26 protein-coding genes and 1 tRNA gene are annotated in these 23,774 nt (G+C 69.4%); 9 read left to right on the top strand and 18 right to left on the bottom strand.

Annotated elements, in window-relative coordinates:
* Positions 1–4: 4 nt before the first annotated feature.
* Positions 5–676 carry a YggS family pyridoxal phosphate-dependent enzyme gene (locus ACYVO7_RS10900; protein ID WP_460449850.1) on the top strand — a complete coding sequence of 224 codons (672 nt, stop codon included), beginning with the start codon at positions 5–7 and terminating at the stop codon, positions 674–676.
* Between the two features lie 19 nt (positions 677–695).
* Here the strand turns inward: ACYVO7_RS10900 and ACYVO7_RS10895 are convergent, their stop codons facing one another.
* Positions 696–1,376 carry an HAD family hydrolase gene (locus tag ACYVO7_RS10895; RefSeq protein ID WP_460449849.1) on the bottom strand — a complete coding sequence of 227 codons (681 nt, stop codon included), beginning with the start codon at positions 1,374–1,376 and terminating at the stop codon, positions 696–698.
* 12 nt (positions 1,377–1,388) lie between these two features.
* The gene (locus ACYVO7_RS10890) at positions 1,389–1,907 is read right to left on the bottom strand and encodes a L,D-transpeptidase family protein (RefSeq protein ID WP_460449973.1); all 519 of its coding nucleotides are present in this window, start codon (positions 1,905–1,907) and stop codon (positions 1,389–1,391) included.
* 151 nt (positions 1,908–2,058) lie between these two features.
* Between ACYVO7_RS10890 and ACYVO7_RS10885 the strand changes: the two genes are divergently transcribed.
* Positions 2,059–2,745, top strand: a complete 687-nt coding sequence (locus ACYVO7_RS10885) for a response regulator transcription factor (RefSeq protein ID WP_460449848.1) — start codon at positions 2,059–2,061, stop codon at positions 2,743–2,745.
* A 40-nt stretch (positions 2,746–2,785) separates the two neighbouring features.
* Positions 2,786–3,250, top strand: a complete 465-nt coding sequence (locus ACYVO7_RS10880) for a cyclic nucleotide-binding domain-containing protein (RefSeq protein WP_460449847.1) — start codon at positions 2,786–2,788, stop codon at positions 3,248–3,250.
* Between the two features lies 1 nt (position 3,251).
* On the opposite strand, the gene xth is transcribed toward ACYVO7_RS10880, so the two are convergent.
* From xth to tesB, 6 genes are all read right to left on the bottom strand, one after another.
* On the bottom strand, positions 3,252–4,064 hold the full coding sequence (xth, locus tag ACYVO7_RS10875) for an exodeoxyribonuclease III (protein ID WP_460449846.1): 813 nt from the start codon (positions 4,062–4,064) through the stop codon (positions 3,252–3,254).
* A gap of 91 nt (positions 4,065–4,155) precedes the next feature.
* On the bottom strand, positions 4,156–4,989 hold the full coding sequence (locus ACYVO7_RS10870) for a LolA family protein (RefSeq protein ID WP_460449845.1): 834 nt from the start codon (positions 4,987–4,989) through the stop codon (positions 4,156–4,158).
* A gap of 67 nt (positions 4,990–5,056) precedes the next feature.
* Complete coding sequence (locus tag ACYVO7_RS10865; RefSeq protein ID WP_460449844.1) at positions 5,057–7,729, bottom strand: DNA translocase FtsK; 2,673 nt, start codon at positions 7,727–7,729, stop codon at positions 5,057–5,059.
* Between the two features lie 217 nt (positions 7,730–7,946).
* Positions 7,947–9,419, bottom strand: coding sequence for an ammonium transporter (locus ACYVO7_RS10860; protein WP_460449843.1), 1,473 nt, complete (start codon positions 9,417–9,419; stop codon positions 7,947–7,949).
* A 25-nt stretch (positions 9,420–9,444) separates the two neighbouring features.
* On the bottom strand, positions 9,445–9,783 hold the full coding sequence (locus tag ACYVO7_RS10855; RefSeq protein WP_406855571.1) for a P-II family nitrogen regulator: 339 nt from the start codon (positions 9,781–9,783) through the stop codon (positions 9,445–9,447).
* A gap of 237 nt (positions 9,784–10,020) precedes the next feature.
* On the bottom strand, positions 10,021–10,881 hold the full coding sequence (gene tesB, locus ACYVO7_RS10850; RefSeq protein ID WP_460449842.1) for an acyl-CoA thioesterase II: 861 nt from the start codon (positions 10,879–10,881) through the stop codon (positions 10,021–10,023).
* Positions 10,882–11,035: 154 nt separating this feature from the next.
* On the opposite strand from tesB, the gene ACYVO7_RS10845 reads away from it, so the two are divergent.
* A complete protein-coding gene (locus ACYVO7_RS10845) occupies positions 11,036–12,295 on the top strand; it encodes an FAD-dependent monooxygenase (protein ID WP_460449841.1) in 1,260 nt (419 codons plus the stop codon).
* Positions 12,296–12,298: 3 nt separating this feature from the next.
* Here ACYVO7_RS10845 and ACYVO7_RS10840 read toward each other — a convergent pair whose 3' ends face one another.
* The 4 genes from ACYVO7_RS10840 to ACYVO7_RS10825 all read right to left on the bottom strand — a co-directional run bounded on the left by ACYVO7_RS10840 (position 12,299) and on the right by ACYVO7_RS10825 (position 14,839).
* Positions 12,299–12,514 carry a Trm112 family protein gene (locus ACYVO7_RS10840; RefSeq protein WP_406855568.1) on the bottom strand — a complete coding sequence of 72 codons (216 nt, stop codon included), beginning with the start codon at positions 12,512–12,514 and terminating at the stop codon, positions 12,299–12,301.
* A 12-nt stretch (positions 12,515–12,526) separates the two neighbouring features.
* On the bottom strand, positions 12,527–13,198 hold the full coding sequence (locus ACYVO7_RS10835) for an LON peptidase substrate-binding domain-containing protein (protein WP_460449840.1): 672 nt from the start codon (positions 13,196–13,198) through the stop codon (positions 12,527–12,529).
* 109 nt (positions 13,199–13,307) lie between these two features.
* Entirely contained in the window at positions 13,308–14,216 is a 909-nt protein-coding gene (gene trxA, locus ACYVO7_RS10830) for a thioredoxin (RefSeq protein ID WP_460449839.1), read from the bottom strand.
* A 107-nt stretch (positions 14,217–14,323) separates the two neighbouring features.
* On the bottom strand, positions 14,324–14,839 hold the full coding sequence (locus ACYVO7_RS10825; RefSeq protein ID WP_460449838.1) for a prolyl-tRNA synthetase associated domain-containing protein: 516 nt from the start codon (positions 14,837–14,839) through the stop codon (positions 14,324–14,326).
* Positions 14,840–15,031: 192 nt separating this feature from the next.
* Here ACYVO7_RS10825 and ACYVO7_RS10820 point away from each other — a divergent pair.
* A tRNA-Gly gene (locus ACYVO7_RS10820) sits at positions 15,032–15,106 on the top strand.
* Positions 15,107–15,304: 198 nt separating this feature from the next.
* On the top strand, positions 15,305–16,513 hold the full coding sequence (locus tag ACYVO7_RS10815; RefSeq protein WP_460449837.1) for an ABC transporter substrate-binding protein: 1,209 nt from the start codon (positions 15,305–15,307) through the stop codon (positions 16,511–16,513).
* A 22-nt stretch (positions 16,514–16,535) separates the two neighbouring features.
* Here ACYVO7_RS10815 and ACYVO7_RS10810 read toward each other — a convergent pair whose 3' ends face one another.
* On the bottom strand, positions 16,536–17,258 hold the full coding sequence (locus tag ACYVO7_RS10810; RefSeq protein ID WP_460449836.1) for a cyclic nucleotide-binding domain-containing protein: 723 nt from the start codon (positions 17,256–17,258) through the stop codon (positions 16,536–16,538).
* A 236-nt stretch (positions 17,259–17,494) separates the two neighbouring features.
* Positions 17,495–17,707: a hypothetical protein gene (locus ACYVO7_RS10805; protein ID WP_460449835.1), complete on the bottom strand. Its 213-nt coding sequence runs from the start codon at positions 17,705–17,707 to the stop codon at positions 17,495–17,497.
* A 314-nt stretch (positions 17,708–18,021) separates the two neighbouring features.
* On the opposite strand from ACYVO7_RS10805, the gene ACYVO7_RS10800 reads away from it, so the two are divergent.
* Positions 18,022–19,275, top strand: a complete 1,254-nt coding sequence (locus ACYVO7_RS10800; protein WP_460449834.1) for a class I SAM-dependent methyltransferase — start codon at positions 18,022–18,024, stop codon at positions 19,273–19,275.
* Between the two features lie 15 nt (positions 19,276–19,290).
* Here ACYVO7_RS10800 and ACYVO7_RS10795 read toward each other — a convergent pair whose 3' ends face one another.
* Positions 19,291–20,466 (bottom strand): trans-sulfuration enzyme family protein, encoded by a 1,176-nt coding sequence (locus tag ACYVO7_RS10795; protein ID WP_460449833.1) that lies wholly within the window; start codon positions 20,464–20,466, stop codon positions 19,291–19,293.
* Between the two features lie 179 nt (positions 20,467–20,645).
* On the opposite strand from ACYVO7_RS10795, the gene ACYVO7_RS10790 reads away from it, so the two are divergent.
* Entirely contained in the window at positions 20,646–21,152 is a 507-nt protein-coding gene (locus ACYVO7_RS10790; protein WP_460449832.1) for a TspO/MBR family protein, read from the top strand.
* On the opposite strand, the gene ACYVO7_RS10785 is transcribed toward ACYVO7_RS10790, so the two are convergent.
* The 3 genes from ACYVO7_RS10785 to ACYVO7_RS10775 form a co-directional block, all read right to left on the bottom strand.
* Positions 21,142–21,516, bottom strand: coding sequence for a response regulator (locus ACYVO7_RS10785; RefSeq protein WP_460449831.1), 375 nt, complete (start codon positions 21,514–21,516; stop codon positions 21,142–21,144). The genes ACYVO7_RS10790 and ACYVO7_RS10785 overlap by 11 nt on opposite strands.
* Before the next feature lie 64 nt (positions 21,517–21,580).
* Positions 21,581–22,120, bottom strand: coding sequence for a hypoxanthine phosphoribosyltransferase (gene hpt, locus ACYVO7_RS10780; protein ID WP_460449830.1), 540 nt, complete (start codon positions 22,118–22,120; stop codon positions 21,581–21,583).
* A 78-nt stretch (positions 22,121–22,198) separates the two neighbouring features.
* On the bottom strand, positions 22,199–22,969 hold the full coding sequence (locus ACYVO7_RS10775) for a zinc-ribbon domain-containing protein (RefSeq protein WP_460449829.1): 771 nt from the start codon (positions 22,967–22,969) through the stop codon (positions 22,199–22,201).
* Positions 22,970–23,106: 137 nt separating this feature from the next.
* Between ACYVO7_RS10775 and ftsE the strand changes: the two genes are divergently transcribed.
* Positions 23,107–23,769 (top strand): cell division ATP-binding protein FtsE, encoded by a 663-nt coding sequence (gene ftsE, locus ACYVO7_RS10770; RefSeq protein ID WP_460449828.1) that lies wholly within the window; start codon positions 23,107–23,109, stop codon positions 23,767–23,769.
* Positions 23,770–23,774: the final 5 nt, after the last annotated feature.

Here is a 23,774-nt window from a genome sequence, read left to right as displayed (position 1 = left end):
CGAGATGGATCACCCCAACGCCGTGGATCGGCTGAAGCTCGTCAGGGCCGCCATCGACAGGGCGGCCGAGGAGGCGGGGCGCCGCCCGTCCGACGTCACGCTGGTGGCCGTGTCCAAGACCTTCGACGCCGACGAGATCCGGCCGACGCTTCAGGCCGGCCAACGCGTTTTCGGCGAGAACCGCGTCCAGGAAGCCCGCGCCAAGTGGCCGGGGCTGCGGGAGGAGTTCGGCGGGGTCGAACTGCACCTGATCGGGCCGCTCCAGTCGAACAAGGCGCGGGAGGCGGTGCAGCTCTTCGACGTGATCGAGACCGTCGACCGGGCGAGCCTGGCGGCCGAACTCGGCAAGGAGATCGCTAGGCAGGGTCGCGCTCCGAGGCTGCTGGCGCAGATCAACACGGGCGAGGAGCCCCAGAAAGCCGGCGTTCCGCCGGGCGAGGCCGACGCCTTCCTGACGGCCTGCCGCGAACGGTGGGGCCTCGCCATCGAGGGACTGATGTGCATCCCGCCGGCCGACCAGCCTCCCTCGCCGCATTTCGCGCTCCTGCGCGTGATCGCCGAGCGGAACGGGCTGCGGACGCTCTCGATGGGCATGAGCGCCGACTTCGAGGCGGCCATCCAGGTCGGCGCCACCCATGTGCGGGTCGGAAGCGCCATCTTCGGCCATCGCGGCTGAAACGATCCGGCGCGGGCGCTCAGGCGTCCACGCGCAGTCCCGTCCGCTCGCGCACCAGGTCCAGGAGGCGGGCGTCGGCGAAGTTCGGGACCGCCAGCGTCGCCCCGGCGGCGACCAGCTCGCCCTCGTCCAGCGACGTCGTGAGCCCCACCACCGCCAGCCCGGCGGCTGCGGCCGCGGCCACGCCCGAGCGGGAGTCCTCGAAAGCGACCGAGCGCGCCGGGTCCGCCCCCAGTCGCGAGAGGCCCGTCAGATAGGGCATGGGATGCGGCTTGGCCTGCTCCATCTCGTCGCCGATCACGATGACGTCGAAGCGTCGTGCGAGGCCGAGGGCGTCCAGCATCAGCCGCGCATTGGCCCGCGGGGCGTTGGTCACGATGCAGCAGGGAACCTCCGCCCGCTCGGCGGCCGCGAGCAGCCGCACCAGGCCCTCCAAGGGCTCGAGCAGGCCGGCCATGGATCGAAATCCCGCTTCCTTGGCGTCCGCGAGGCGCGTCCGCTCCGCCTCTGGCATGTCGGGGAAGATGTCGCGCATGATCGCCGCGTTCTGCCGGCCCATGACGTGGGCCTTGTAGAACGTCTCGTCCACCTGCCGGCCGAACGGCTCCAGCATCTGGTTGAACGCCTTCATGTGGACCGGGTCCGTATGGACCAGGGTTCCGTCGAGATCGAAAAGAAGACCGGGTTGGGCGGAGGTCAAGGCGTCCTCGGATCAGGAGATGATGAAGCGGGTCTGGCCGGACAGGCGGGGCAGCAGTCTGCGCAGATCGGCGATCCTGATCGCGACGCACCCCTCCGTGGGCCGGAAACCGTCTCGCGCCACGTGCAGGAAGATGGCGCTTCCCCGCCCGCGAACGGCCGGCTTCCGGTTCCAGTCGAGCTCCACGACGATGTCGTAGAGCGCATCGGGGCGGCGCATGGTTTCGCAGCCGGCCGGGTAAGGCAACGTGACCGCCCGATTGTAGTTGCGGTCGCGCATGTCGTCGCACCAGCCGTCCCGGGCTCGGATCGGGCGCAGCGGCAGCATGCAGCGGGGCCTTTGGCCGTGATCGGCCCTGTAGAAGGCCTGCACCGGCCGCAGGGCGCCGGCCGGCGTGGCGCCGTCGCCTTCGCGCTTGCGGCGGGTGACCCCGCCGCGGCCCAGCGCGCACGGGACGGCGCGTCCGTCCGTTATCAACAGCCCTCGCCTGGGATCGCCCGGACGCCGCAAGACGCGGATGTGGCGCAGCATGCTCGGCCGTGTCACTCTCGATCCCCAGGGCGGCGCGCAGGCTGCGCGGCGGCGGCGGGTTGCGGCGCATGCCGCGGCTGCGCTACTTGAAGCATCTTTGCGCGATGGGCGCCAACCTGGCGTCTCACGGGCGCCCAACCAGCGGAACGCCATGTCGAACGTCCGCAGCATCCTGGTCGTCGACGACGACACCGAACTCGCCGCGGCGCTCGCCGAGCAGCTCGCCCTTCACGAGGAATTCGAACCCCGCACCGTCGACACCGCCGCCAAGGCGCTCGCCATGGTGAGGGACGACCGCGTGGACCTCGCCCTGATGGATGTCGGCCTGCCGGACATGGATGGCCGCGAGGCCGTCAAGCTCATGCGGCGGAACGGCTTCCGGTCGCCCATCATCATGCTGACCGGCCACGATACGGAATCCGACACCGTGCTGGGGCTGGAGTCGGGCGCGAACGACTATGTCGCCAAGCCCTTCCGGTTTTCGGTCCTGCTGGCGCGCATCCGCGCCCATCTGCGCCAGCACGAGGCGAGCGAGGACGCCGTCTTCACCATCGGCCCCTATACGTTCCGGCCCAGCGCCAAGCTTCTCGTTTCGCAGAGCGGCTCGAAGCTGAAGCTGACCGAGAAGGAGACCGCCATCCTGCGCTTCCTGTACCGGGCCGACGGCAAGGTGGTGACGCGCGACGTGCTGCTGGCCGAGGTCTGGGGCTACAACTCGAACGTCACGACGCACACGCTGGAGACCCACATCTACAGGCTGCGGCAGAAGATCGAGCGCGATCCCTCCAACGCGCAGATTCTGGTCACCGAAGCCGGCGGCTATAAGCTGCTGCCGTGATCGCCGCGCCGCCCTTCATCCGCCAGATCCGGACCGCTCCTTGGCCCTGAAACGCGACATCGCCGTGCTGCACGGCCTGCCCCTGTTCGGCCTTCTCGAGGACGAGGCCCTGCGGCTCATCGCCTTCGCGGCGGAGGCGCGCATCTACGCGCCCGGGGATCTCCTGTTCCGGGCCGGAGAGGCCGCCGACTGCGGCTATGTGGTGACGAGCGGCCGGATCGCGCTGGACGCCGGCGACGGGCGCGAGGCCGTCGTGGTCGGGCCGGGCACGCTTCTGGGCGAACTGGCGCTGATCGTGGAGACGGAGCGCCCCGCCACCGCCGTCGTGCGGGAAAGCGCCAGCGTGCTGCGCGTCACCCGCAACGTCTTCCGGCGCGTCATGGAGGAGTTTCCGGGCTCGGCGGCACGGCTCCACGATGCGATCGTGGAACGGTCGCAGCAGACGGCCCACCGGCTGGAGGGGATCCGGCGCCAACTCGCCGCCATCGACGGCGGCCTGGTCTGACTCAGAACTCCAGGTCGATCATCACCGGGACGTGGTCCGACGGCCGCTCCCAGCTGCGGGCCTCGCGCAGGATCGCGCTGCTCTTGAGGGAGCCGGCGAGCCCCTTCGAAACCCACATGTGGTCGAGCCGGCGGCCGCGGTTGGAGAGCTCCCACTCCTTGGCGCGGTAGCTCCACCAGGTGTAGACGCGCTCGGGCTCGGGCGTGAGCGTGCGGATCGCGTCCACCCAGTCCCCGCAGTCCTGGACGCCAAGGAGCTTCTCGCACTCGACCGCCGTGTGCGACACGACGTCGCGCATCTGCTTGTGGCTCCAGACGTCATTCTCCAGCGGGGCGACGTTGAGGTCTCCCACCACGATGGCGCGCTCGGCGCCGGGACGGTCCTGGCGGCACCAGTCGCGCATCTCGTCGAGGAACGAGAGCTTGTGGGCGAATTTCTCGTTCACCTCGGGGTCGGGGATGTCGCCGCCGGCGGGAACATAGAAGTTGTGGATCGTGACGCCGGTCGCGTCCTTGGCGTCCTTGACGGTCACGGCGATGTGGCGCGCGTCGTTCTTGCCGCAGAAGACCTTGGAGCCCCGCTCCTCGAAGGGAAGGCGCGAGACGATGGCCACCCCGTGGTAGCCCTTCTGGCCGTGGATCGCGATGTGGTTATAGCCGAGCTTCCGGAACTCGCCGAGCGGGAAGCGGTCGTCGGGACACTTGGTCTCCTGCAGGCACAGCACGTCAGGGGCGTGATCCTGCAGGAACTGCGTCACGAGCCCCGAGCGCAGGCGGACGGAGTTGATGTTCCAGGTGGCGACTTTCAGTCCCAAGGCGTGTTCCCTCGATGGCGGCCGGCGCGTGGAGGCGTACCGGTTCGCCGAGGGACCTGCAAGCGGCTGCGCGCCGCAGGGCGTCGCCCGCCTAGTTCAGGATGCGGGTGAAATTGATGTTGAAGAGACGCTGGTCGAGCTTGGCCTGGAGATCGACGTTGCGCAGCGAGACGTTGGTCTCGTAGCCCTGCGGGTCGACCACGAGCCACTGCTTCAGGGCGTAGCTGCGCGGGTCGAAGAACAGCGTCACGCGCGAGGTGCCGCCGAAGGTGGACTTGTCCTCCAGCGAGACGCTGACCAGATCGGGCGACGCGTCGGCGCTGACGAGCTTGGTGTCGCGGGCGAGGTCGACATGCTCCTTCAGCAGGAACTTCAGGGGCGTCTGGCCGATCGAGTAGACGTCCTGGGTGTTCAGCTTGCGGTCGCGGATGGCGACGGATGATCCGTCGGCCACGATCTCGACCGGGTTGGACTTGTACTCGAAGCGCATCTTTCCGGGCTTCTGGACGAACAGGTTGCCCTCCAGCCTGCGCCCGTTCTGGCCGACCTGGACGAACTCCGCGCTGAGCGAGTTCATGGCGTTGAGGGACGCGTTGGCCCGCTCGACGATGGCGCGCGGCGACGTGTCGGCGGCTGCCGGCTGGGCCTGCGCCCGGGCGGAGGGCAGCGTGATCGGGCCCGCCGCCGCGACCTTCGTCTCGGCGCCGGGCGCCGCCTCGGCCGACGCCAGCGAGGCGGGGCGGGGCGGGGGCAGCGGGATGCGGCGCGTCGCGGCGGGCTTGGGCGCGGGCTTGGCGGCCGCAGGGGGCGCCGCGAGGGCGGGGGCGGCGTCGGGCTCGGCCTCAGGCGTCTGGCCCGACGCGGCCGCGACGGAGAGCGCCAGAGCGGCGCCAGCGCAGAGCAGTTGCCAAGATGCCGACTTCATCATCCGTCCCGACTACCTTTGCGTTGTGGCCGTTTCGCGACGCCCGAGTCGCGGTCCGGCCGCGCGGTCAGTCGTCGTCGAACGGGGCGTCGCCCCGGCCGGCGGGCTGCTCGATCAGGATCTCGCGCTTGCCCGCATGATTCGCTGGTCCAACAATGCCTTCCTTTTCCATGCGTTCCATCAAGGAGGCCGCGCGATTGTAGCCGATCTGGAGCCGGCGCTGGATATAGGACGTGGAGGCCTTCTTGTCGCGCAGCACCACAGCGACCGCCTGGTCGTAGAGGTCGCCCGTCGGCGCGCCGAAATCGCCCTTGTCGAACACGGCGCCGTCCTCGGCCTCCTCGCCGGTCGCCCCGACCTCCTCCTCGTCCTGCGTGACGGCGTCGAGATATTGCGGCCTGCCCTGCGACTTCAGGTGGGCGACGACCTTCTCGACCTCGTCGTCCGACACGAAGGGGCCGTGCACGCGCGAGATGCGGCCGCCGCCCGCCATGTGCAGCATGTCGCCCTGGCCCAGCAGCTGTTCGGCGCCCATCTCGCCCAGGATCGTGCGGCTGTCGATCTTCGAGGTGACCTGGAAGGAGATGCGGGTCGGGAAGTTGGCCTTGATGGTGCCGGTGATGACGTCCACCGAAGGGCGCTGCGTGGCGAGCACCACATGGATGCCGGCCGCGCGGGCCATCTGGGCGAGGCGCTGGATGGTGCCTTCGATCTCCTTGCCGGCCACCATCATGAGGTCGGCCATCTCGTCGACGATCACCACGATGTAGGGGAGCGGCTCGAGATCCATGATCTCGTCTTCGTACACCGCCTCGCCGGTCTCGCGGTCGAAGCCGGTCTGCACCGTGCGGGTGATGATCTCGCCCTTCTGCTTGGCCTCCGAGACGCGCGCGTTGAAGCCGTCGATGTTGCGCACCGCGAGCTTCGACATCTTCTTGTAGCGCTCCTCCATCTCCCGGACGGCCCATTTGAGGGCGACGACCGCCTTCTTGGGGTCCGTCACCACGGGGGTGAGGAGGTGGGGAATGCCGTCATAGACCGACAGCTCGAGCATCTTGGGATCCACCATGATCAGGCGGCACTGCTCGGGCTGGAGCCTGTAGAGCAGCGACAGGATCATGGTGTTGATGGCCACCGACTTGCCCGAGCCGGTGGTGCCGGCGACGAGCAGATGCGGCATGCGGGCCAGCTCGGCGATCACCGGCTCGCCCCCGATCGTCTTGCCCAGGCACAAGGCGAGCTTGAACTTGGACTTCTCGAAATCCTCGGAGGCCAGCAGCTCGCGCAGGAAGACGGTCTCGCGCTTGTGGTTGGGCAGCTCGATGCCGATCGCGTTGCGGCCCGGCACGACGGCGACGCGGGCCGACACCGCGCTCATCGAGCGGGCGATGTCGTCGGCCAGGCCGATCACGCGCGAGGACTTGATGCCGGGGGCCGGCTCCAGCTCGTAGAGGGTGACGACCGGGCCGGGATGCACCTTGATGATCTCGCCGCGGACGCCGAAATCCTCCAGCACGCCTTCAAGGAGCCGCGCGTTCTGCTCCAGGGCCTCCATCGAGACGGCCGGCGCGGCGTTCTTCTTCGGTTCGGCCAGGAGGGCGAGCGGCGGCAGCTGGTAGCCGTCGCGGTCCAGGAGGGACGGCTGGGCCTCCTTGGCGAGGCGCTTGCCGGGCTTGGGGGCGGGCGCCGGCGCGGCGACGCGCGGGGCCGCGACGCCGTCGATCACCGGGCCGCCATGGTCCTGGTCGAAGCCGTCGTCGTCTTCGTCCTCGTCTCGAATGTCGCGGCGGGAGGCGGGCGGCTCGTCCCTGAACCGGGCCTCGCGGGCCGGCGCGTCGCGCACCGCGCCTTCGCGCCCCGGCGGCTGGCGGGGGGAGGCCTGGCGGGCGAAGCCGGGCTCCACGCGCCCGGCCGGGCGCGGCGGAAGGTCGTCCAGTTCATCCGGTTCATGGGCCGGCATCGCCGCGCGTACGCGGGCGGCGAAGCTCGGGCGCTGCTGACGGCGGCGCCAGGAGCGCAGGATGGCGCCCTTGAGGCTCAGCAGGCCATGAATGACGGCGCCGACCGACACGATGGCGAGGCCGGGCTCGCTGCCGCGGTCCTCGTCGTCGAACTCCTCTGCGCGGGACGCGCGGCTCTCCCGGGCTTCGGCCTCCGGCGAATCGTCGCGGTCGAATCCGAGGCCGGCCGCCGCCGAGAGGGTCAGGATGGCGGCGACGCCCAGGGCCGCCATGAGGACCAGCTTCACCGGTCCGTGCCCGCTTCCGGGAAGGTAGCGCAGCGCCGAGAGCAGCCAGTCGCCCATCACGCCGCCCAGGCCGGTCGGCAGCGGCCAGCGCGCCGTGGTGGGCAGCGAGCTGGCGACCCCGGCTGCGGCGAGCGAACCCACCACCCAGAGCAGCACCCGCATGCGGCCGCGGCGCAGGCGCTTGCCCGACAGCAGGCGCACGCCGGCCAGCGCCGGGGGGGCCAGGACGGCGATGGCGGCGAGCCCCAGGATCTGCATCAGGACGTCGGCCACGATCGCGCCGGGGCGGCCCAGTAGGTTGCGGACGGGGCCATTGATGGCGTGGTTCAGGCTCGGGTCCTGCACGGACCAGGAGACGAGCGCGATCGCGCAGGCGCCGGCGGAGGCCAGGAAGGCGAGCCCGGTGAGCTCGGCGGCCCGGCGCCACATGAATTCTCGCAGGGCTTCCGAGAGGTGGTCGAAATTCGAACCGCTCGCTCGTGTCGTCCGCATCAGCCGGGATCCGCGTGCACAGGGGGTGGACCCGCGCATCGCGCAGGCCCGGTCATCCACCGTAGGAACGGCGCGGTTAAAGCCTGCTTAACCATCGTCCGTCCGGACCGGCGCTTTCAGGGCGGCGAAGCGGCCAAGAAAAAAGGGCGGCGGGTGAACCCGCCGCCCAGTTTGGGAGGATGTGGAGGGGGATCGAAGCGCCCCTCCGCGCCAGCTCTCAGTAGTTGTAGGCGCGCTCGCCATGCTCGGCGATGTCGAGGCCCTCGCGCTCCTTCTCCTGCGTGACGCGCAGGCCGACGATGACGTCCACGACCTTGTAGAGGATCGCGGAGCCGACGCCCGACCACACCAGCGTCAGGGCCACGGCCTTGAGCTGCGTCATGACCTGCGTGGCCATGACGTATTCGCCGGGAGCCGCCTCGCCGGGCTTCAGGGCGTAGTCGACGAGGCCGACGCCGCCGAGGTCCGGGGAGACCAGGATGCCGGTCGCGATCGCGCCCAGGATTCCGCCGACGCAGTGGACGCCGAAGACGTCGAGCGAGTCGTCGTAGCCGATGGCGTTCTTCACGGTGGAGCAGAAGAAGAAGCACACCGCGCCAGCCGCGAGGCCCAGCACGATCGACCCCATCGGGCCGGCGAAGCCGGACGCCGGGGTGATCGCCACGAGGCCGGCGACCGCGCCCGACACCATGCCGAGCAGCGAGGGCTTGCCCTTGGCGGCCCATTCGACGAACAGCCAGGAAACGGCCGCCGCGGCGGTGGCCACGAAGGTGTTGACGAAGGCGAGAGCGGTGGTGCCGTTCGCCTCGAGGTTCGAGCCGGCGTTGAAGCCGAACCAGCCGACCCACAGCAGGGAGGCGCCGATCATCGTCATGGTCAGCGAGTGGGGAGCCATCAGCTCCTTGCCGTAGCCGACGCGCTTGCCGATGAGGACGCAGCCGACGAGGCCCGCGATGCCGGCGTTGATGTGCACGACGGTGCCGCCGGCGAAGTCCAGCGCGCCCATCTTGAACAGGAAGCCGGCGTCCGCCTGGACCTCGGCGAGCTTGGCTTCGGCCGCCGCCTTGGCGGTCGCGTCGGCGCCGGCGGCCGCCACGGCCTTGGCCGCGTCACCGATGGCGTCCGGTCCGCCCCAGTACCAGACCATGTGGGCGATCGGGAAATAGATGAACGTCACCCAGAGGACCACGAACAGGATCAGGGCCGAGAACTTGATGCGCTCGGCGAAGGCGCCGACGATCAGGGCGGGCGTGATGCAGGCGAAGGTCATCTGGAAGGCCATGTAGACCAGCTCGGGGATGACCACGCCGTTGGAGAAGGTCGCCGCGACGGCGTTGACGTCGACGCCCTTGAGGAAGGCCTTCGAGAAGCCGCCGACATAGTCGTTCAGGCCGCCGCCATTGGTGAAGGCGAGCGAGTAGCCGTAGAACACCCACAGCAGCGCCACGATCGACACGATGGCGAAGACCTGGGTCAGCACGGCCAGCATGTTCTTGCTGCGGACGAGACCGCCATAGAACAGCGCCAGTCCGGGGACCGACATCATCAGCACCAGCGCGGTGGCGACGAGCATCCAGGCGGTGTCGCCCTTGTTGGGAACGGGCGCATCGGCCGCAAACGCGGCGACGCTCGTCAGCGTGGCGAGCGACGCCCCAAAAACGCTCGCCCTGACTGTGGTGGACAACTTCATCGGTAGAGACTCCTGTCCGGAAAAATCAGAGCGCGTCGGCGTCGCGTTCGCCGGTGCGAATGCGGACGGCTTGCTCGATGGGTGAAACGAAGATCTTGCCGTCGCCGATCTGGCCGGTCTTGGCCGCGGCCGAGATGGCGTCGATCACCTTGCTGACGAGATCGGACGCGATGGCGACCTCGATCTTCAGCTTCGGAAGGAAGCTGACGGCGTATTCGGCGCCGCGATAGATTTCGGTATGGCCCTTCTGCCGGCCATAGCCTTTGACTTCGGTCACCGTGAGTCCGTGCACCCCGATGGCGGTCAGCGCGTCGCGAACCTCCTCGAGTTTGAACGGCTTGATAATGGCCATCACGATCTTCATGAGTGTCGGATCCCCGTTACGCCACCGGCGCGTGCAGACGCGCGGTTCGAGCCGCCTGACGCCAATCAAGCGGCGTGCCAGTTTCGGGGTATCGTCGACTCGGCCGTGCAGGAGAGTGATTCGCGCCTGCGGATGCGGCGCCGGCGGGACGGGCCGGCGTCGATCGCGATCGGGAGGCCGGAGCGGCGCCTATAACTTAATCAAAAGACGCTCGATTGGGCGCCGCGCTAGCGCCTCTCAAGGTCGCCGTTGTCTGATGAGGCCTTCCTGCGCGACGGAGGCGACCAGAACGCCCTCGCGGGTGAAGATGGAGCCGCGGGAGAAGCCGCGCGCGCCGCCGCTGGACGGGCTGTCTTGCGTATAGAGCAGCCACTCGTCGGCCCGGAACGGCCGATGGAACCACAGCGCATGATCGAGGCTGGCCGCCTGGATGTCGGGATCGAAGACGCTCTTTCCATGCGCCACGAGCGCCGAATCGAGCAGCGTCATGTCCGAGGCGTAGGCGAGCACGCATTGGTGGATGATGGGATCGTCCGGCAGTCGGCCGGTGGCGCGGATCCAGACGCTGAACACGGGGTCGCGCGGGCCGGGCGCCAGGTAGCGCCCGAAGTCGACAGGGCGAAGCTCGATGGGCCGTTCGCGCTCGAAGTAGCCGCGGACCGACTCGGGCATGTTCGGCATGACGCTGCGGCGCATCTCGGCGTCGTCGGGCAGGTCCTCGGGCGCCGGCGCGGCCGGCATCCCGATCTGGTGTTCCAGCCCGCTCTCCTCGACGTGGAAGGACGCCGAGAGCGTGAAGATGGCGTGCCCGTGCTGGATCGCCTTCACCCGGCGGGTGGTGAAGCTCTTGCCGTCGCGCACCCGCTCGACCTCGTACACGATGGGCGCGGCGGGGTCGCCCGGCAGGATGAAATAGCCGTGCAGCGAGTGCGGCCGACGGCCCTCGACGGTGCGGCACGCCGCCACGAGCGCCTGCCCGATCACCTGGCCGCCGAAGACCCGCTGCCAGCCGACCTGCGGGCTGCGCCCGCGGAACAGGTTCACTTCGAGCGGCTCGAGGTCGAGCGTGGCCAGGAGATCGGCGACGGCTTGGGTCATGGGGGGTCTCAGGGTCCAAGGTGGCTCGCTCTCTTATGGCATCCGGCCCCCGGGCTGCGCCAGACCCCGCCGCCGGAGGCGCGGCGGCCTCGGGCCGCATTGTTCCAGCCCCGCCTTCGGAGTAGAGAAGCGACGTCCCAGCCGCGAGGCCCGAATGCCCCAGCCCACCGCCGTCCGTTCGTCCGGAGCCGGCTCCGACCGCGCCGACATCGTGGTCGCAGGCGCGGGCGCGGCAGGCCTGACGCTGGCACTGGCCCTGAGGAGCGCCTTGTCGGGCCGCCTGTCGGTCACCGTGTGCGACCCGAGCCTGGCCGGTCCGCCGCGGGACGACGATCGCGCCTTCGCGGTGGCGGCCGGGCCGCGCCGCATGCTGCAGACGCTGGGCGTCTGGGACGGCGAACTGGCGGGAGGCTCGCAGCCGATCCGTTCCATGGCGATCACCGACAGCCGCGTTTCCGATCCGGTCCGGCCCGTTTTCCTGGACTTCAGCGGCGAGGTCGGGCCGGACGAGCCTTTCGCCCACATGGTCGATCATGGGCTGTTGCTGCGGCGCCTCACGGCGCGCGCGCAGGAACTCGGGGTCAAGCTGCGGCCGGAGACGGTGGCGGCGGTCGACGCGGACGCCGACATCGCCGAGATCCGGCTAGCGGGGGGCGGCGCGTTGCGGGCGTCGCTGGCGGTCGCGTGCGATGGGGCGCGGTCGCCCCTGCGCGAGCAGGCCGGCGTCGGAGCGGTCTCCTGGCCCTACGGGCAATCCGGCATCGTGGCCACGATCGGGCACGAGCGCGACCATGAGGGGCGGGCCGAGGAGCACTTTCTTCCGTCGGGTCCCTTCGCGATCCTGCCGCTGCCCGGCCGGCGCAGCTCCATCGTATGGACGGAGGCCTCCGCCAGCGTTCCGGCCCTGCTCGGGCTCGACGACGAGGACATCCTGGGCGAGATCGAACGGCGGTTCGGCCTGCGGCTCGGCCTGCTGACGCTGGAGAAGCGGCCCGTCGCCTATCCGCTGACCTTCATGGTGGCGCGGCGCTTCGCCGCGCGCCGGCTCGCGCTGGTCGGGGACGCCGCCCATGTTGTGCATCCCATCGCCGGCCAGGGCCTCAATCTGGGCCTGCGCGACGTCGCCGCCCTGGCCGAGGCGATCGTGGAGGCGGCCGGACTCGGGCTCGATTTGGGCTCCTCGACGGTGCTGGACGCGTATGAGCGCGAGCGGCGTTTCGACACCGTCCTGATGGGCGGGGCGATGGACGTCCTCAACCGGCTGTTCTCGAACGACCTGCCGCCCGTCAGGGCCGTGCGGGATCTCGGGCTGTCGATGGTCGACCGGTTGCCGGGCCTGAAGCGCTTCTTCATCGGCCGCGCCGCGGGCGTGGCGGCGGGATCGTCCCGGCTCCTGCGGGGCGAGGCCCTCTGAGCGTCAATCGTCGAGGCGCCGGGCCTCCTCGGGCAGCATGATCGGGATGCCGTCGCGGATCGGGTAGGCCAGCTTGGCGGAGCGGCTGATCAACTCCTGGCGGGCCGCATCATAGTCCAGGCCGCCGCGGGTGAGCGGGCAGACCAGGATTTCGAGCAGCTTCGGGTCGATCCTGGTCGCGACGGGTTGCCGTTCGTCGGCTGCGGGGCGGTCGGTCATGCGTCTCGTCCGTCATTGCAGGGGAGTTTCGGAGCCGTCCTGTCCGCGGGCCAGGTCCATCTCGGTGATGGCGACGAGGATCTCGGCGCGGCTCTTGAGGTCCGGCGCCTCGAGCAGCGCCTGCTTCTCGCGCGTCTCGAAGGGGCTCATCATCGACAGGGCGTTCACGAGCGCCTCGTTGGAGGCCTCCTTGATGCCCTTCCAGTCGATCGACAGGTCATTGGCCTCCACGAAGGCCTTCAAGGTCCGGATGACCGATTCGCGGTCCACCTCCGCCTCCCCGGCCCGCGCCTCGTAGTCGCTCGGGAATGCGGCGAAATCGACCCGGCACTGGCGATAGGGCGTGGTGACCAGCAACTCCTCGAGCACGCGGAACCGCGCGATGCCGGTCAGGGTCACGAGGTAACGCCCGTCGCCGGTCTCCGCCAGCTGCGTGATCCGGCCCGCGCACCCGACGGCGTGGAGGCTCGGCGTCTTCGGCATGATCTCGGATTCGACGTCGGGCTGGATCATGCCGATCACCCGCGCGCCCTTGATGGCGTCGTCGATGAGCGCGACGTAGCGCGGCTCGAAGATGTTGAGCGGCATCTCGCCGCGCGGCAGGAGCAGGGCGCCCGGAAGCGGGAAGATCGGGATCACCGATGGCAGGTCGGCCGCGTTGCGGTACGTCGCGTTCATGCTCATGCCCACCTCCGGCGGGAAGCGCCGGACCCTGCGACAGCCGGTCCGCCGCGCCACGCTCCCGATGCTCGACCCCAGATAGCGCGGCGTCTCTGGTCGTCGACCTTCCGGACTATCGGAACAGCAACGCCGACAGCTTGCGCCGTCCTGCGACGGTGTGGGGATCCATCGGACCCCAGGCCTCGAAATACTGGATCAGCTGCTTGCGGGCGCCGTCGTCGTTCCAGGCCCGGTCCTGCTTGATGATCTCGATGAGGTGGTCGGTCGCGGCGGCGCGCTCGCCGGCCGCCCCGAGCCCGACCGCCAGGTCGAAGCGCGCCTGGTGATCGGCCGGATCCGCCTGGACGCGGCGCTCGAGCTCGGCGAGGTCGCCCAAGGCGCCGGCCTTCTCGGCCAGATCCAGGGCGGCGCGCGCCCCGGCCAGCGCGGGATCGTTCTCCTTGCCGGCGGGCGCCATCGCGAGGATGTGGCGCGCGCCCTCGAAATCGGCCGCGTCGACATGCAGCTTGGCGAGGGCGGCGATCGCCGCGACGTTGTCGGGCTCCTGGGCGATCACCTCGGAATAGATCTGCGCCGCGCCTTCGGCGTCCCCGCCGGCCAGCAGGGCGGCCGCCTCCTCGAGCAGTTCGGCGGCGGCGCCCGGGCCGAGCGGGCCGACGAGCCGCTCGATGAAGGCCTTCACCTGGCTCTCAGGCAGCGCGCCCATGAAGCCGTCGACCGGCTGGCCGTTCTGGAACGCGATCACCGCCGGGATGGACTGGATGCCGAGCTGCCCGGGGATCTGCGGGTGCTCGTCGATGTTCATCTTGACCAGCTTGACCTTCCCGGCCGCGGCCTTGACGGCCTTCTCGATCACGGGCGTGAGCTGCTTGCAGGGCCCGCACCAGGGCGCCCAGAAATCGACGAGGACGGGCCGCTTCGTCGATTCGGCCAGCACGTCCTGGCGGAAACCCGCCGTGGTCGTATCCGTAACCAGGGTGTCGGCGCCCTGCTGCGCAGGTGTCATCGCTTCGAAGGCCATCACTCGTCTCTCCCGCCGGGCGCTCCGGCTCCGCCGGCCGCCGGCCGGTCAACTCGCCCCTAAGATGGGCCGCCATGCGGCAAACGGCAACGCCAAGCGACAGGCGCTCAGTCGGCCTCGCCGCGGGGCGTTCCGATCTCGACGACCAGGGGCGCGTGGCCTGTCGCCTCGAGGAAGCGGACGAGGCCCGAGCGGCTCACGCCCGTCGTCATGGTGTTCACCAGCGGATGCACGTTGATCCGCTCATGCTCCATCAGCCTCGCGTCGAGGACCACGGTGGCCCGCTTCCCGGAATCGTTCAGGACCGCGAAGGGGGTGACGGAGCCGGGCTCCACCCCCAGGACCTCCATCAGCAGCTCCGCCGATCCGAACGAGACGCGCCCGGCGCCGCCGACCCGCTCGTGCAGCTTCTTCAGGTCGATGACGGTGTCCTCCAGGGCGGAGACGAGGAAGAGCCGGCCCTTTTTGTCCTTCACGAACAGGTTCTTGACGTGCGCGCCCGGCAATTCGCCGCGCAGGCGCTTGGATTCCTCGACCGTGAAGACGGCGGGATGCGTGACGGTCTCCGACGGGATGTCCAGCGAGTCCAGAAAGGCGAACAGATCCTGAGGGGAGGCGGGCATCCGGGTCTCTCATCGGCGATGCGGCAGGGCGACAGGGTGACCGGTGGTTCTTACGCAGGCGGCGCGGCTCCCACAAGCGCCGCCCGGCGCGGCCGCCGCGGCGCGCCATGCAGAAAGATGCGCGGACCCTGTTGCATCGCTCCCGGGTTTGCGGCATATACCGGCCCGCCGGCGGCGACGCCACCGGCGGATGCGGGTGTAGCTCAGGGGTAGAGCACAACCTTGCCAAGGTTGGGGTCGAGGGTTCGAATCCCTTCGCCCGCTCCAATTTCCCTCCATGCCCCGGAGGGATCCGAAAGGCCGCCGCAAGGCGGCTTTTTCGCTTTCAGGGCCGTCGCGATCGCTCCGTGCTGAGTCGCGGGCGCGACATCCGACGGCGGCTTGGCCATGGACGGCGGCGCGGGCTTGTCCGATGGTGGGCCCCAACGATCCCGCGCGATTCCGCCGACTCACAGGACGATGCCGATGCGACGTCGAGCCATCCTGGCGCTTCTGCTCCTCGCCGGGCTGGCGTCGCCCGGCGAGGCGCTGGCCCAGGTGGACCGCGTCGTCAGGATCGGCGTGCTGACCGACATGAGCGGGCCCTTCTCCGACCAGGTCGGGCCCGGCTCGGTGGCGGCGGCGCGTCTGGCCGTCGAGGATTTCGGGCGCGCCCACCCGGACGCCCGCGTCGAGGTCGTGTTCGCCGACCACCAGAACAAGCCGGACGTCGGGCTGGCCATCGCGCGGCGCTGGGTCGACGTCGACGACGTGTCAGCCATCGTGGACCTGCCGAATTCGGCCGTGGCGCTGGCCGTCTCGGGGCTCATGAGGGAGCGCAACCGCGTCGCTCTCGCGTCCAGCGCCATGACGTCCGACCTGACGGGCAGGAGCTGCGCCCCGACCACGGTGCAGTGGGTCTCGGACACCTGGGCGCAGGGAGCCGCCACGGCCCGGGCCCTGGCGGCCCGGGACCTGACGTCCTGGTACTTCCTGACGGTGGACTACGCCCTGGGGCACGCGCTGGAGCGGGATGCGCTCTCGGCGCTCCAGGCCGCCGGCGGGACCAGCCGGGGAGCCAGCCGCCATCCGCTCGCGACGGCCGACTTCTCGGCGCTCCTGGTGGCGGCGCAGGGATCCGGCGCCAAGGTGCTGGCCCTGGCCAACACGGGCGCGGACATGATCAACGCCGTCAAGCAGGCCAACGAGTTCGGCCTGACGCGAACCATGACGCTGGCGGCCCTCTTCGTGCAGATCTCCGACGTGCACGCGCTCGGTCTCGCCACCGCGCAGGGGATGCGTTTCGCATCGCCTTTCTACTGGGACCACGACGACGCCGCGCGGGCCTTCGCGGCCCGGTTCGGGCGCGTGATGGGGGGCCGGATGCCGACCGAGGACCACGCCGGGGTCTATTCGGCGACGCTCGCCTATCTGCGGGCCGTGTGGTCGGCGCATACGCTGGACGGCGCGGCCGTGGCGGCGGAGATGAAGCGCTCGCCCTTCGTCGACCCGCTGTTCGGGCCTGTCACGATCCGACGGGACGGCAGGGCCGTGCACGAGCTGCGCCTCTATGAGGTCAAGTCCCCGGCCGAGAGCCGCGGTCCCTATGACTACTACAGGCTCCTGGCCACGGTGGCGGGCGAGGATGCGTTCCGTCCGGAGAGCGCCGGCGGCTGCCCGCCCGGAGGCGGCTGAACGCCAGCGCAGAGTGGCAGGCTCAGAGCTGCTGATGACGCTCGAGATTGCGCCAGGAGCGGTCGATCATCGGGTTGGGTCCGGCGAATTCGGCGAGCTTGGCGAAATCCGAGACCGAGACCTCGCGCCGCCGCACGCCCACTCCGTAAGGCTCCAGGGCGACGAAGCTGCGCCACAGGTTCTCCGGCGTGGTGCCGAGATAGAGGGCGAGCGCCTGCTTGCTCATCGGCAGCCGGATCCAGCGGCCGGCCGAATCGGCCGGAACGGTGCGCAGGATCCAGTTGGCGAGCCGTTCCGCCATGGTCCTGAGCTTCTGATTCTTCAGTTCCGCCAAGGTCTCGTGCTCGCACTCGGCGAGATCCTGCGCCACGTTGCGAGCGAATTGCGGGTCGGAGTTGAACATCGCCCGGACGTTCTGGGCCGGCATGAGGACGAAGCGGCTGTTGACCAGCGTCCTCGCCGAATAGGTGTTCTCCGACTGGGTGATCGCGGCCGAGATGATGAAGACGGAGCCGGCGTTCAGGAATCCGAGGCCCGATTCCCGTCCCCGATGGACGGAGAAGCGCTCGATCTGACCTTCCAGCAGCACATAGATGAAGGGCGAGATCTCCCCCTCGTCGAAAATGGCGACACTGGCTGGATAGCGCTGGACGAAGGAGCCCTGCGTCAGCGTCAGGAGCGTCTCGTCCGAAAGCCCCTTAAACATCGGAGCGTTCTTGATGAGGTCGGCGATGATGTTAGACACGGCGGTCCAGATTGAATTTAGGCAAACAGGAACAATACATTTTAGCAAGACGCAAAGTAGGCGCGATTGAGGGAGGGGTCAACTAAAAATATGACGATGCTCCTCGCGCAACAAGAGAAGCTCAAATTGGCTCGTTCTGGCGCTTGCCGCTAAACTCCTTGATACGGCTCCTGGGTTTTATGTAAAAGTATCGTGAAGGACCAGTAGACTATGTCTGTTTCGATCTATGCGCCGGTTCAATGCTTTGAGCTGTGATATTCCGTCTCCAGCTTGAACTCTGCCTTGTCGGCGATGACCTGAAGAGCAGCGCGCATCGCCGCCAAGCAACTTTCGCAGGGTTGCTGGCACGGCGTGGTTTCGTGGCCGCTGGACAATTCGGCGATGCGGGTCTGCTCGTGACAGAAGGCCAGACTAGCGGCGAAGAGATCAGAAGGTTGTAGAATTTTCATGGACGAACTTCATCAATCAAGGCAGGAGCGGGGATAAGCAGGGGGGCGCCCGGCGCTCCGGGGGGATGAGAGCATTCAACCCCGTCACTTAACAGAAGATGTAATCCACCCAAATACGTATAATTTCGAAATACCTCAAAACGCGGGTGCAACAGGCTGCAATCTGGCGCGCCGCCTGCGCGGTTTCGCTCATAGCGTGCAATCAAGCCCGTTTAGACGTCAAATTGGAGAGGTTTGGGAAAGGCGCGGCGCAGGCCGCTGTCCGACTCGGGTGCCCGATAGCCTGCGCGCGCTGAGCTCTGACGAGGTCTGCGATGCGTATCTTGCGCCTGCTCGGTCGTAAACTGATCGAAACCGGCACGCTCCGGGTCGTCGACGCCCGCGGTCACGCGGTGGTCTTCGGGACCGGGTCGGCGCCGTCGGTCACCTTGCGAATCCATGACGCCGCAACGGCCGTGAAACTTGTCCTCAACCCTCAGCTGGCCCTGGGCGAGGGATACATGAACGGCCGGATCACGGTCGAGGGCGCGACGATCTACGACGTCCTCGATCTGGTGCTGTCCAATTCGAAATGGGGGCTGCCGGGCGGGATCCTGGCGCAGATCGCCAACGCGGTCAGGGTCCAGGGCCGACGCTTGTCGCAGTTCAACCCGGCTCCCCGCTCCCGGCGCAACGTCGCGCATCACTACGACCTGTCGGACCGGCTCTACGGGCTGTTCCTCGACGAAGACCGCCAGTACTCCTGCGCCTATTTCGCCTCTCCGGGCGACACGCTGGAAACCGCCCAGGCGCGCAAGAAGCGCCATGTCGCGGCGAAGCTCCTGCTCGAGCCCGGACACAGGATCCTGGACATCGGCTCGGGCTGGGGCGGGCTCGGGCTCTACCTGGCGTCGCTGGGCGACCATGACGTGACCGGCCTGACGCTGTCGGAAGAGCAGCACCGGGTCTCCACCGAGCGCGCCCGAGCCGCGGGCGTGGCGGACCGGGTTCGCTTCGCGCTCCGCGACTACCGGGCCGAGACGGGGCGCTTCGACCGCATCGTCTCGGTGGGCATGTTCGAGCATGTCGGCGTCAACCACTACGACGCCTATTTCCGCAAGATCGCGGACCTGCTGACGGATGACGGCGTCGGGCTGGTGCACACCATCGGCCGCGCCGACGGCCCCGGAGCGACGAACGCGTTCATCCAGAAATACATCTTCCCGGGCGGCTATTCGCCCGCTTTGTCGGAGATCCTGCCCTCCGTGCAGCGCGCCGGCCTCTACGTCACTGACGTGGAGGTGCTGCGCCTGCACTACGCCGAGACGTTGCGGCACTGGCGGGCCCGCTTCAACGCCCACCGGGACGCCATCCGCCAGGTCTATGACGACCGGTTCTGCCGCATGTGGGAGTTCTACCTGGCCGGGAGCGAGGCGACGTTCCGGCATGGCGGCCACGTCGTCTTCCAGATCCAGGTCGCCAAGTCGATCGACGCAGTCCCGCTCACGCGGGACTACATCGAGGCGTTCGAAGCCCGGCATCCGATCCCGAACGCCGTCGCGCCGCCGGCCCAGATCGCCGCCGAGTAGCAGCCCGGCGGCGGGTCACCCGTGGGCGCGGCGCAGCGCCTGGTCGAGATCGGCGTAGAGGTCGTCGGGATCCTCGATCCCGGCCGACAGGCGCAAGAGATCCGGCGGGCATGGCGTCCCGGCGCCCTCGATCGAGGCGCGATGCTCGATCAGGCTTTCGACGCCGCCCAGCGAGGTGGCCCGCTTCCACAGCGCGACGCTGGCGGCCGTCGCCACGGCGCTCGCCTCCCCGCCCCTGACGCGGATCGACAGCATGCCGCCGAAGCCGCCCTGCATCTGGCGCGCCGCGATGTCGTGCCCCGGATGCGTGCGCAGGCCGGGATACAGCACCGCGGACACATGCGCGTGGTTGGAGAAGCGCTGGGCCAGGTCCGCCGCCGTGGCGGCTGCGGCCCGAACGCGCAGGTCCAGGGTGCGCATGCCGCGAATCAGCAGGAACGCCTCGAAAGGCCCCAGGATCGCGCCGAGGCTCTTGCGATTGCCCACGATGCGCGTCCAGAGCGCATCCTTGCTCCGGGTGGCCAGGGCGCCGGCGATCACGTCGGAATGCCCGTTCAGGGACTTGGTGGCGGCGTGCATCACGATGTCGGCCCCCAGCGCGAGAGGCCGGGTGAACACCGGCGTGGCCACCGTCGAATCCACGGCCACCTTCGCCCCGGCGCCATGCGCGATGGACGCGATCGCGGCGATGTCGCTGATCGACCAGAGCGGATTGGAGGGCGTCTCCAGCCAGACGAGCTTCGTCTTGCCCGGCTTCACGGCGTTGCGGACCGCGTCGACGTCGCTGGTGTCGACGAAATCGACGACGAGGCCCCAATGCCTGGCGTCGTTCAGGAGCCAGCTGCGCAGCGCCCAGTACATCACGGTAGGCGCCACGACATGGTCGCCAGGCGAAAGGGCCAGGAACACGCAGGTCGCCGCCGACATCCCGGACGAGAAGACGAGGGCCTCCTCGGCCTCCTCCCACATCGCGATCACGCCTTCGGCTTCCCGCACCGTGGCGTTGTCGGGACGCCCGTACACGTAGCCGGACGTGTACTGGTTGTCCGGGTCGCGCAGATAGGTCGTGGCGACGTGGATGGGCGGCACCACCGCCTTGGTGATCGGATCGGTGTGGCCCATCGCCTGAGCGGTCAGGGTGCGCTTCGCCCAACGCGGGGGCGCCGGGCGGGGGGGCTTGCTGGTCGTCATCGGTCTTCCTTCGGCCGGTCCCGCGAGGGACTCCCAGGGCGGGAGCGGGCCATGCGCGGGATGCGGGCGGGACTGAAACAGAGCGGGCGCGCGACCACAAGGCCCCTCGCGGCCGCGTCGGGCCGGAGACGCCCCTTGCCAATCGGGCCCGGCGCACGACATGCGGGTCCGGAGGCTTCATGACATCGTCCGACATCCGCGGCCGCGCGCCGCTCAATCCCGTTCTCGCCGGCCTGCTGTCGCTCGCCCTCGTGGCGGCGGCCGGGACCGTGGGCAGCATGGCGACGCTTCCCAGCATCCCGACCTGGTATGCGGGGCTGATCAAGCCGTCGTTCAATCCGCCGAACTGGATCTTCGGGCCGGTCTGGAGCGTGCTCTACCTGACGATGGCCTATGCGTTCTGGCGCATCCTGCAGACCGAACCGCAGACGCCGGGCCGCGGCGCCGCTATCGCGGCCTTTCTCGCCCAGCTCGCCCTGAACGCCTTCTGGTCCGTGGCCTTCTTCGGCATGCACAACCTGCTGCTCGGGCTCGTGGTGGTGATCGCGCTGGAGATCGCGATCATCGCCGCCGTCGCGCTGTTCCGGCGGCTGGACCCGCCCGCAGGCTGGATCCTCGTTCCCTATGCGTGCTGGGTGGCGTTCGCGTCCGTCCTGAACGCGGCGATCCTGCTGCTCAACTGGTGACGACCAGGAGCGTCTCGCGGACGGCGCCGCGCAGGTCGGAAAGCGAGAAAGGCTTGGTCAGCACGTCCCGGATCAGGGCTTCGAGGTTGCGGGCCCTCTCGCGCTGGTCGGCGTAGCCGGTCATGAGCAGGATCGGCAGGCCGGGCCGTTCCTTGGCGGCCGCAAGGGCCAGCTCGATGCCGTCCATCATGGGCATGCGGATGTCGGTGAGCAGCAGGTCGTAGTCCGCCCCAGGAGCGGTCAGCATGTCGAGCGCCTCGGCGCCGTCGCAGGCGGCCTCGACCGTGTGGCCGTCCAGCTGCAGCCCACGCGAGATGAAGCCCCGCAGGGGCTCCTCGTCGTCCGCGATCAGTATGCGAGCCATGTCGTGTCCCTTGGGCTTTCGTCTTTCTTCGGCGCTGGACGCGTGCGGGTGCGCGCCGGGTGGGTCAGGCGTCCGTTCTCTCCACGACGCCGATGAAGGGCAGTTCGCGATAGGAGTGGGCGACGTCCATGCCGTAGCCGACCACGAACAGGTCCGGGCAGGAGAAGCCGACGAAATCGGGCTCGATCGAAACGGCGCGCTTGCTGGGTTTCTCGAGCAGGCAGCAGGTCATCACCCGCGCCCCGCGGGCGGCCAGGAGGTCCTTGGCGAAGGCCAGCGTCCGCCCCGACTCCAGGATGTCGTCGACGAGCAGGACGTCGCGGTCGCGAACGTCGCTCTCCACGTCCCGCAGGATCGAGACCTGGCCGGAGGACACCGTGCTGGCGCGGTAGCTGGAGAGGTGCATGAACTCCACCTGCGGCGTCATGCCGGCGCGATGCAGCGCCCGCATCAGGTCGGCCGCGAACATGAAGCTGCCCTTCAGGATGGCGATCACGAGCAGGTCCGCCGGCTCCCTGGCGGCGATGCCGCGGGCGATCTCCTCGTTGCGGGCGGCGATGGTCGCCTCGTCGAACAGGACGCGGACGCGCCGGCTTTCAGTCATGGCGCGTCGTCCCGCGCTGCGCTTGGTTTCGCATGGTCCATCCCCCGCATGGTCGCCCCGGTCGAGTCGCGCACCCTATCACCGGGTGAGGGTCGCGTGGGAGTCGCGGTCGGCGAACCGGACCACGACGTCGCGTCCCTCGGCCGGCGGGGAGACCAGGCGGGTCCGGAAGGTGGTGCTCTCGCCCTTGCCCAGCGTGCTGCGCGAGACGTCCGAGGTCCAGGCGTAGATCTCGCGGCCTTCGGCGCCGCGCAGGCTCACCGTGACCTTGGGGACCTGCGTCTCGCCGGCGGAGACGCCCTTGATCTGGCCTTCCACGACGAGGATCGCCTGGTCGCGGTCGATCACCAGTTCGGACCTGAGGTCTCCGAATTCGAGGCCGCGCAGGTTCACGGGCGCGCCGGCCGCGGCGTAGAGCTTGGCCGTCTGGGGCAGGATCCTGACGATCGCGGCCCGCTGGGTCACGGCCAGCGCGGCGGCCACGAGCAGCGCGGCGGCGGCGGCGTGCGCGGTCGAGAGGCGCAGGCCGCGGCCGGTCCGCTTCGGCCTGTCGGTCCTGCGGCGGCCGGATGCGGGGCGGCGCTTGTCGGGCGCGGGGGCCGGTTGCGCCGCGGTCGGCTCATGGTCGGCGCGCGGGGCCTCGCGAGCCTCCTGCGAGACTACGGGCGCGTCCAGCGACGTCGAGGGATCCGCCTGGCCCGGTGCGGCGGCGTCGCTCTCGGGCATGGCGTCGGCCGGGGTCGCGTGCCACAGCTGGCGGCACTTGGCGCAGCGCAGCTGCCGACCTTCTCCGAGCTGTTCGGAGGTCAGCGAATAGGTGCTTGCGCAAGACGGACAGACGATCAGCATGGCGAATCAGGCACACTCGGGAAGGGGACCGCCCCCTGCCCGCCACTCATTGGTCGTCCGGCAGCCTTAATGAATGGTAAAGGGATCCGGCCAGGCCGATCCGATCGGGCTGTCATCCACAAGGGGCGAGAGAGCGCGTGGTCCGCTTCGAGAATGTCGGTTTGCGGTACGGGATGGGGCCCGAGGTGCTGCGGGACATCACCTTTTCGATCGAGCCGCAGTCGTTCCAGTTCCTCACCGGGCCGTCCGGGGCCGGCAAGACGACGCTGCTGCGGCTCATTCTGCTCGCCCTGAAGCCGACGCGCGGGCTGATCGACCTGTTCGGGCAGGACGTGACCACGCTGCAGAAGGACACGCTGACGACCCTGCGGCGGCGCATGGGCGTCGTATTCCAGGATTTCAGGCTGCTGGAGCACCTCACGACCTATGAGAACGTCGCCCTGCCGCTCCGCGTGCAGGGGCGGGACGAGGCCAGCTACCGGGCCGAGGTGGTGGAGCTGTTGCGCTGGGTCGGGCTCGGCGAGCGGATGCACGTGCTTCCGCCGGTGCTGTCGGGCGGCGAGAAGCAGCGCGCCGCGATCGCGCGCGCCCTGATCGTTCGCCCGGACCTCCTGCTGGCCGACGAGCCCACCGGCAATGTCGATCCCTCGCTGGCGCGCCGGCTGCTTCGGCTCTTCGTCGAGCTGAACAAGAGCGGGACCGCGATCGTGATCGCCACCCACGACCTCGCCCTCATGGACCAGTTCGATCAGGCGAGGCGTCTCGTGCTGGGCGATGGCCGGCTGCACATCTATGAATAGCGTCA

Source organism: Alsobacter sp. SYSU BS001988 (assembly GCF_054796215.1).
The sequence above is the reverse complement of the archived record's forward strand: the minus strand, read 5'-3'. Positions and strand labels throughout refer to the sequence as shown.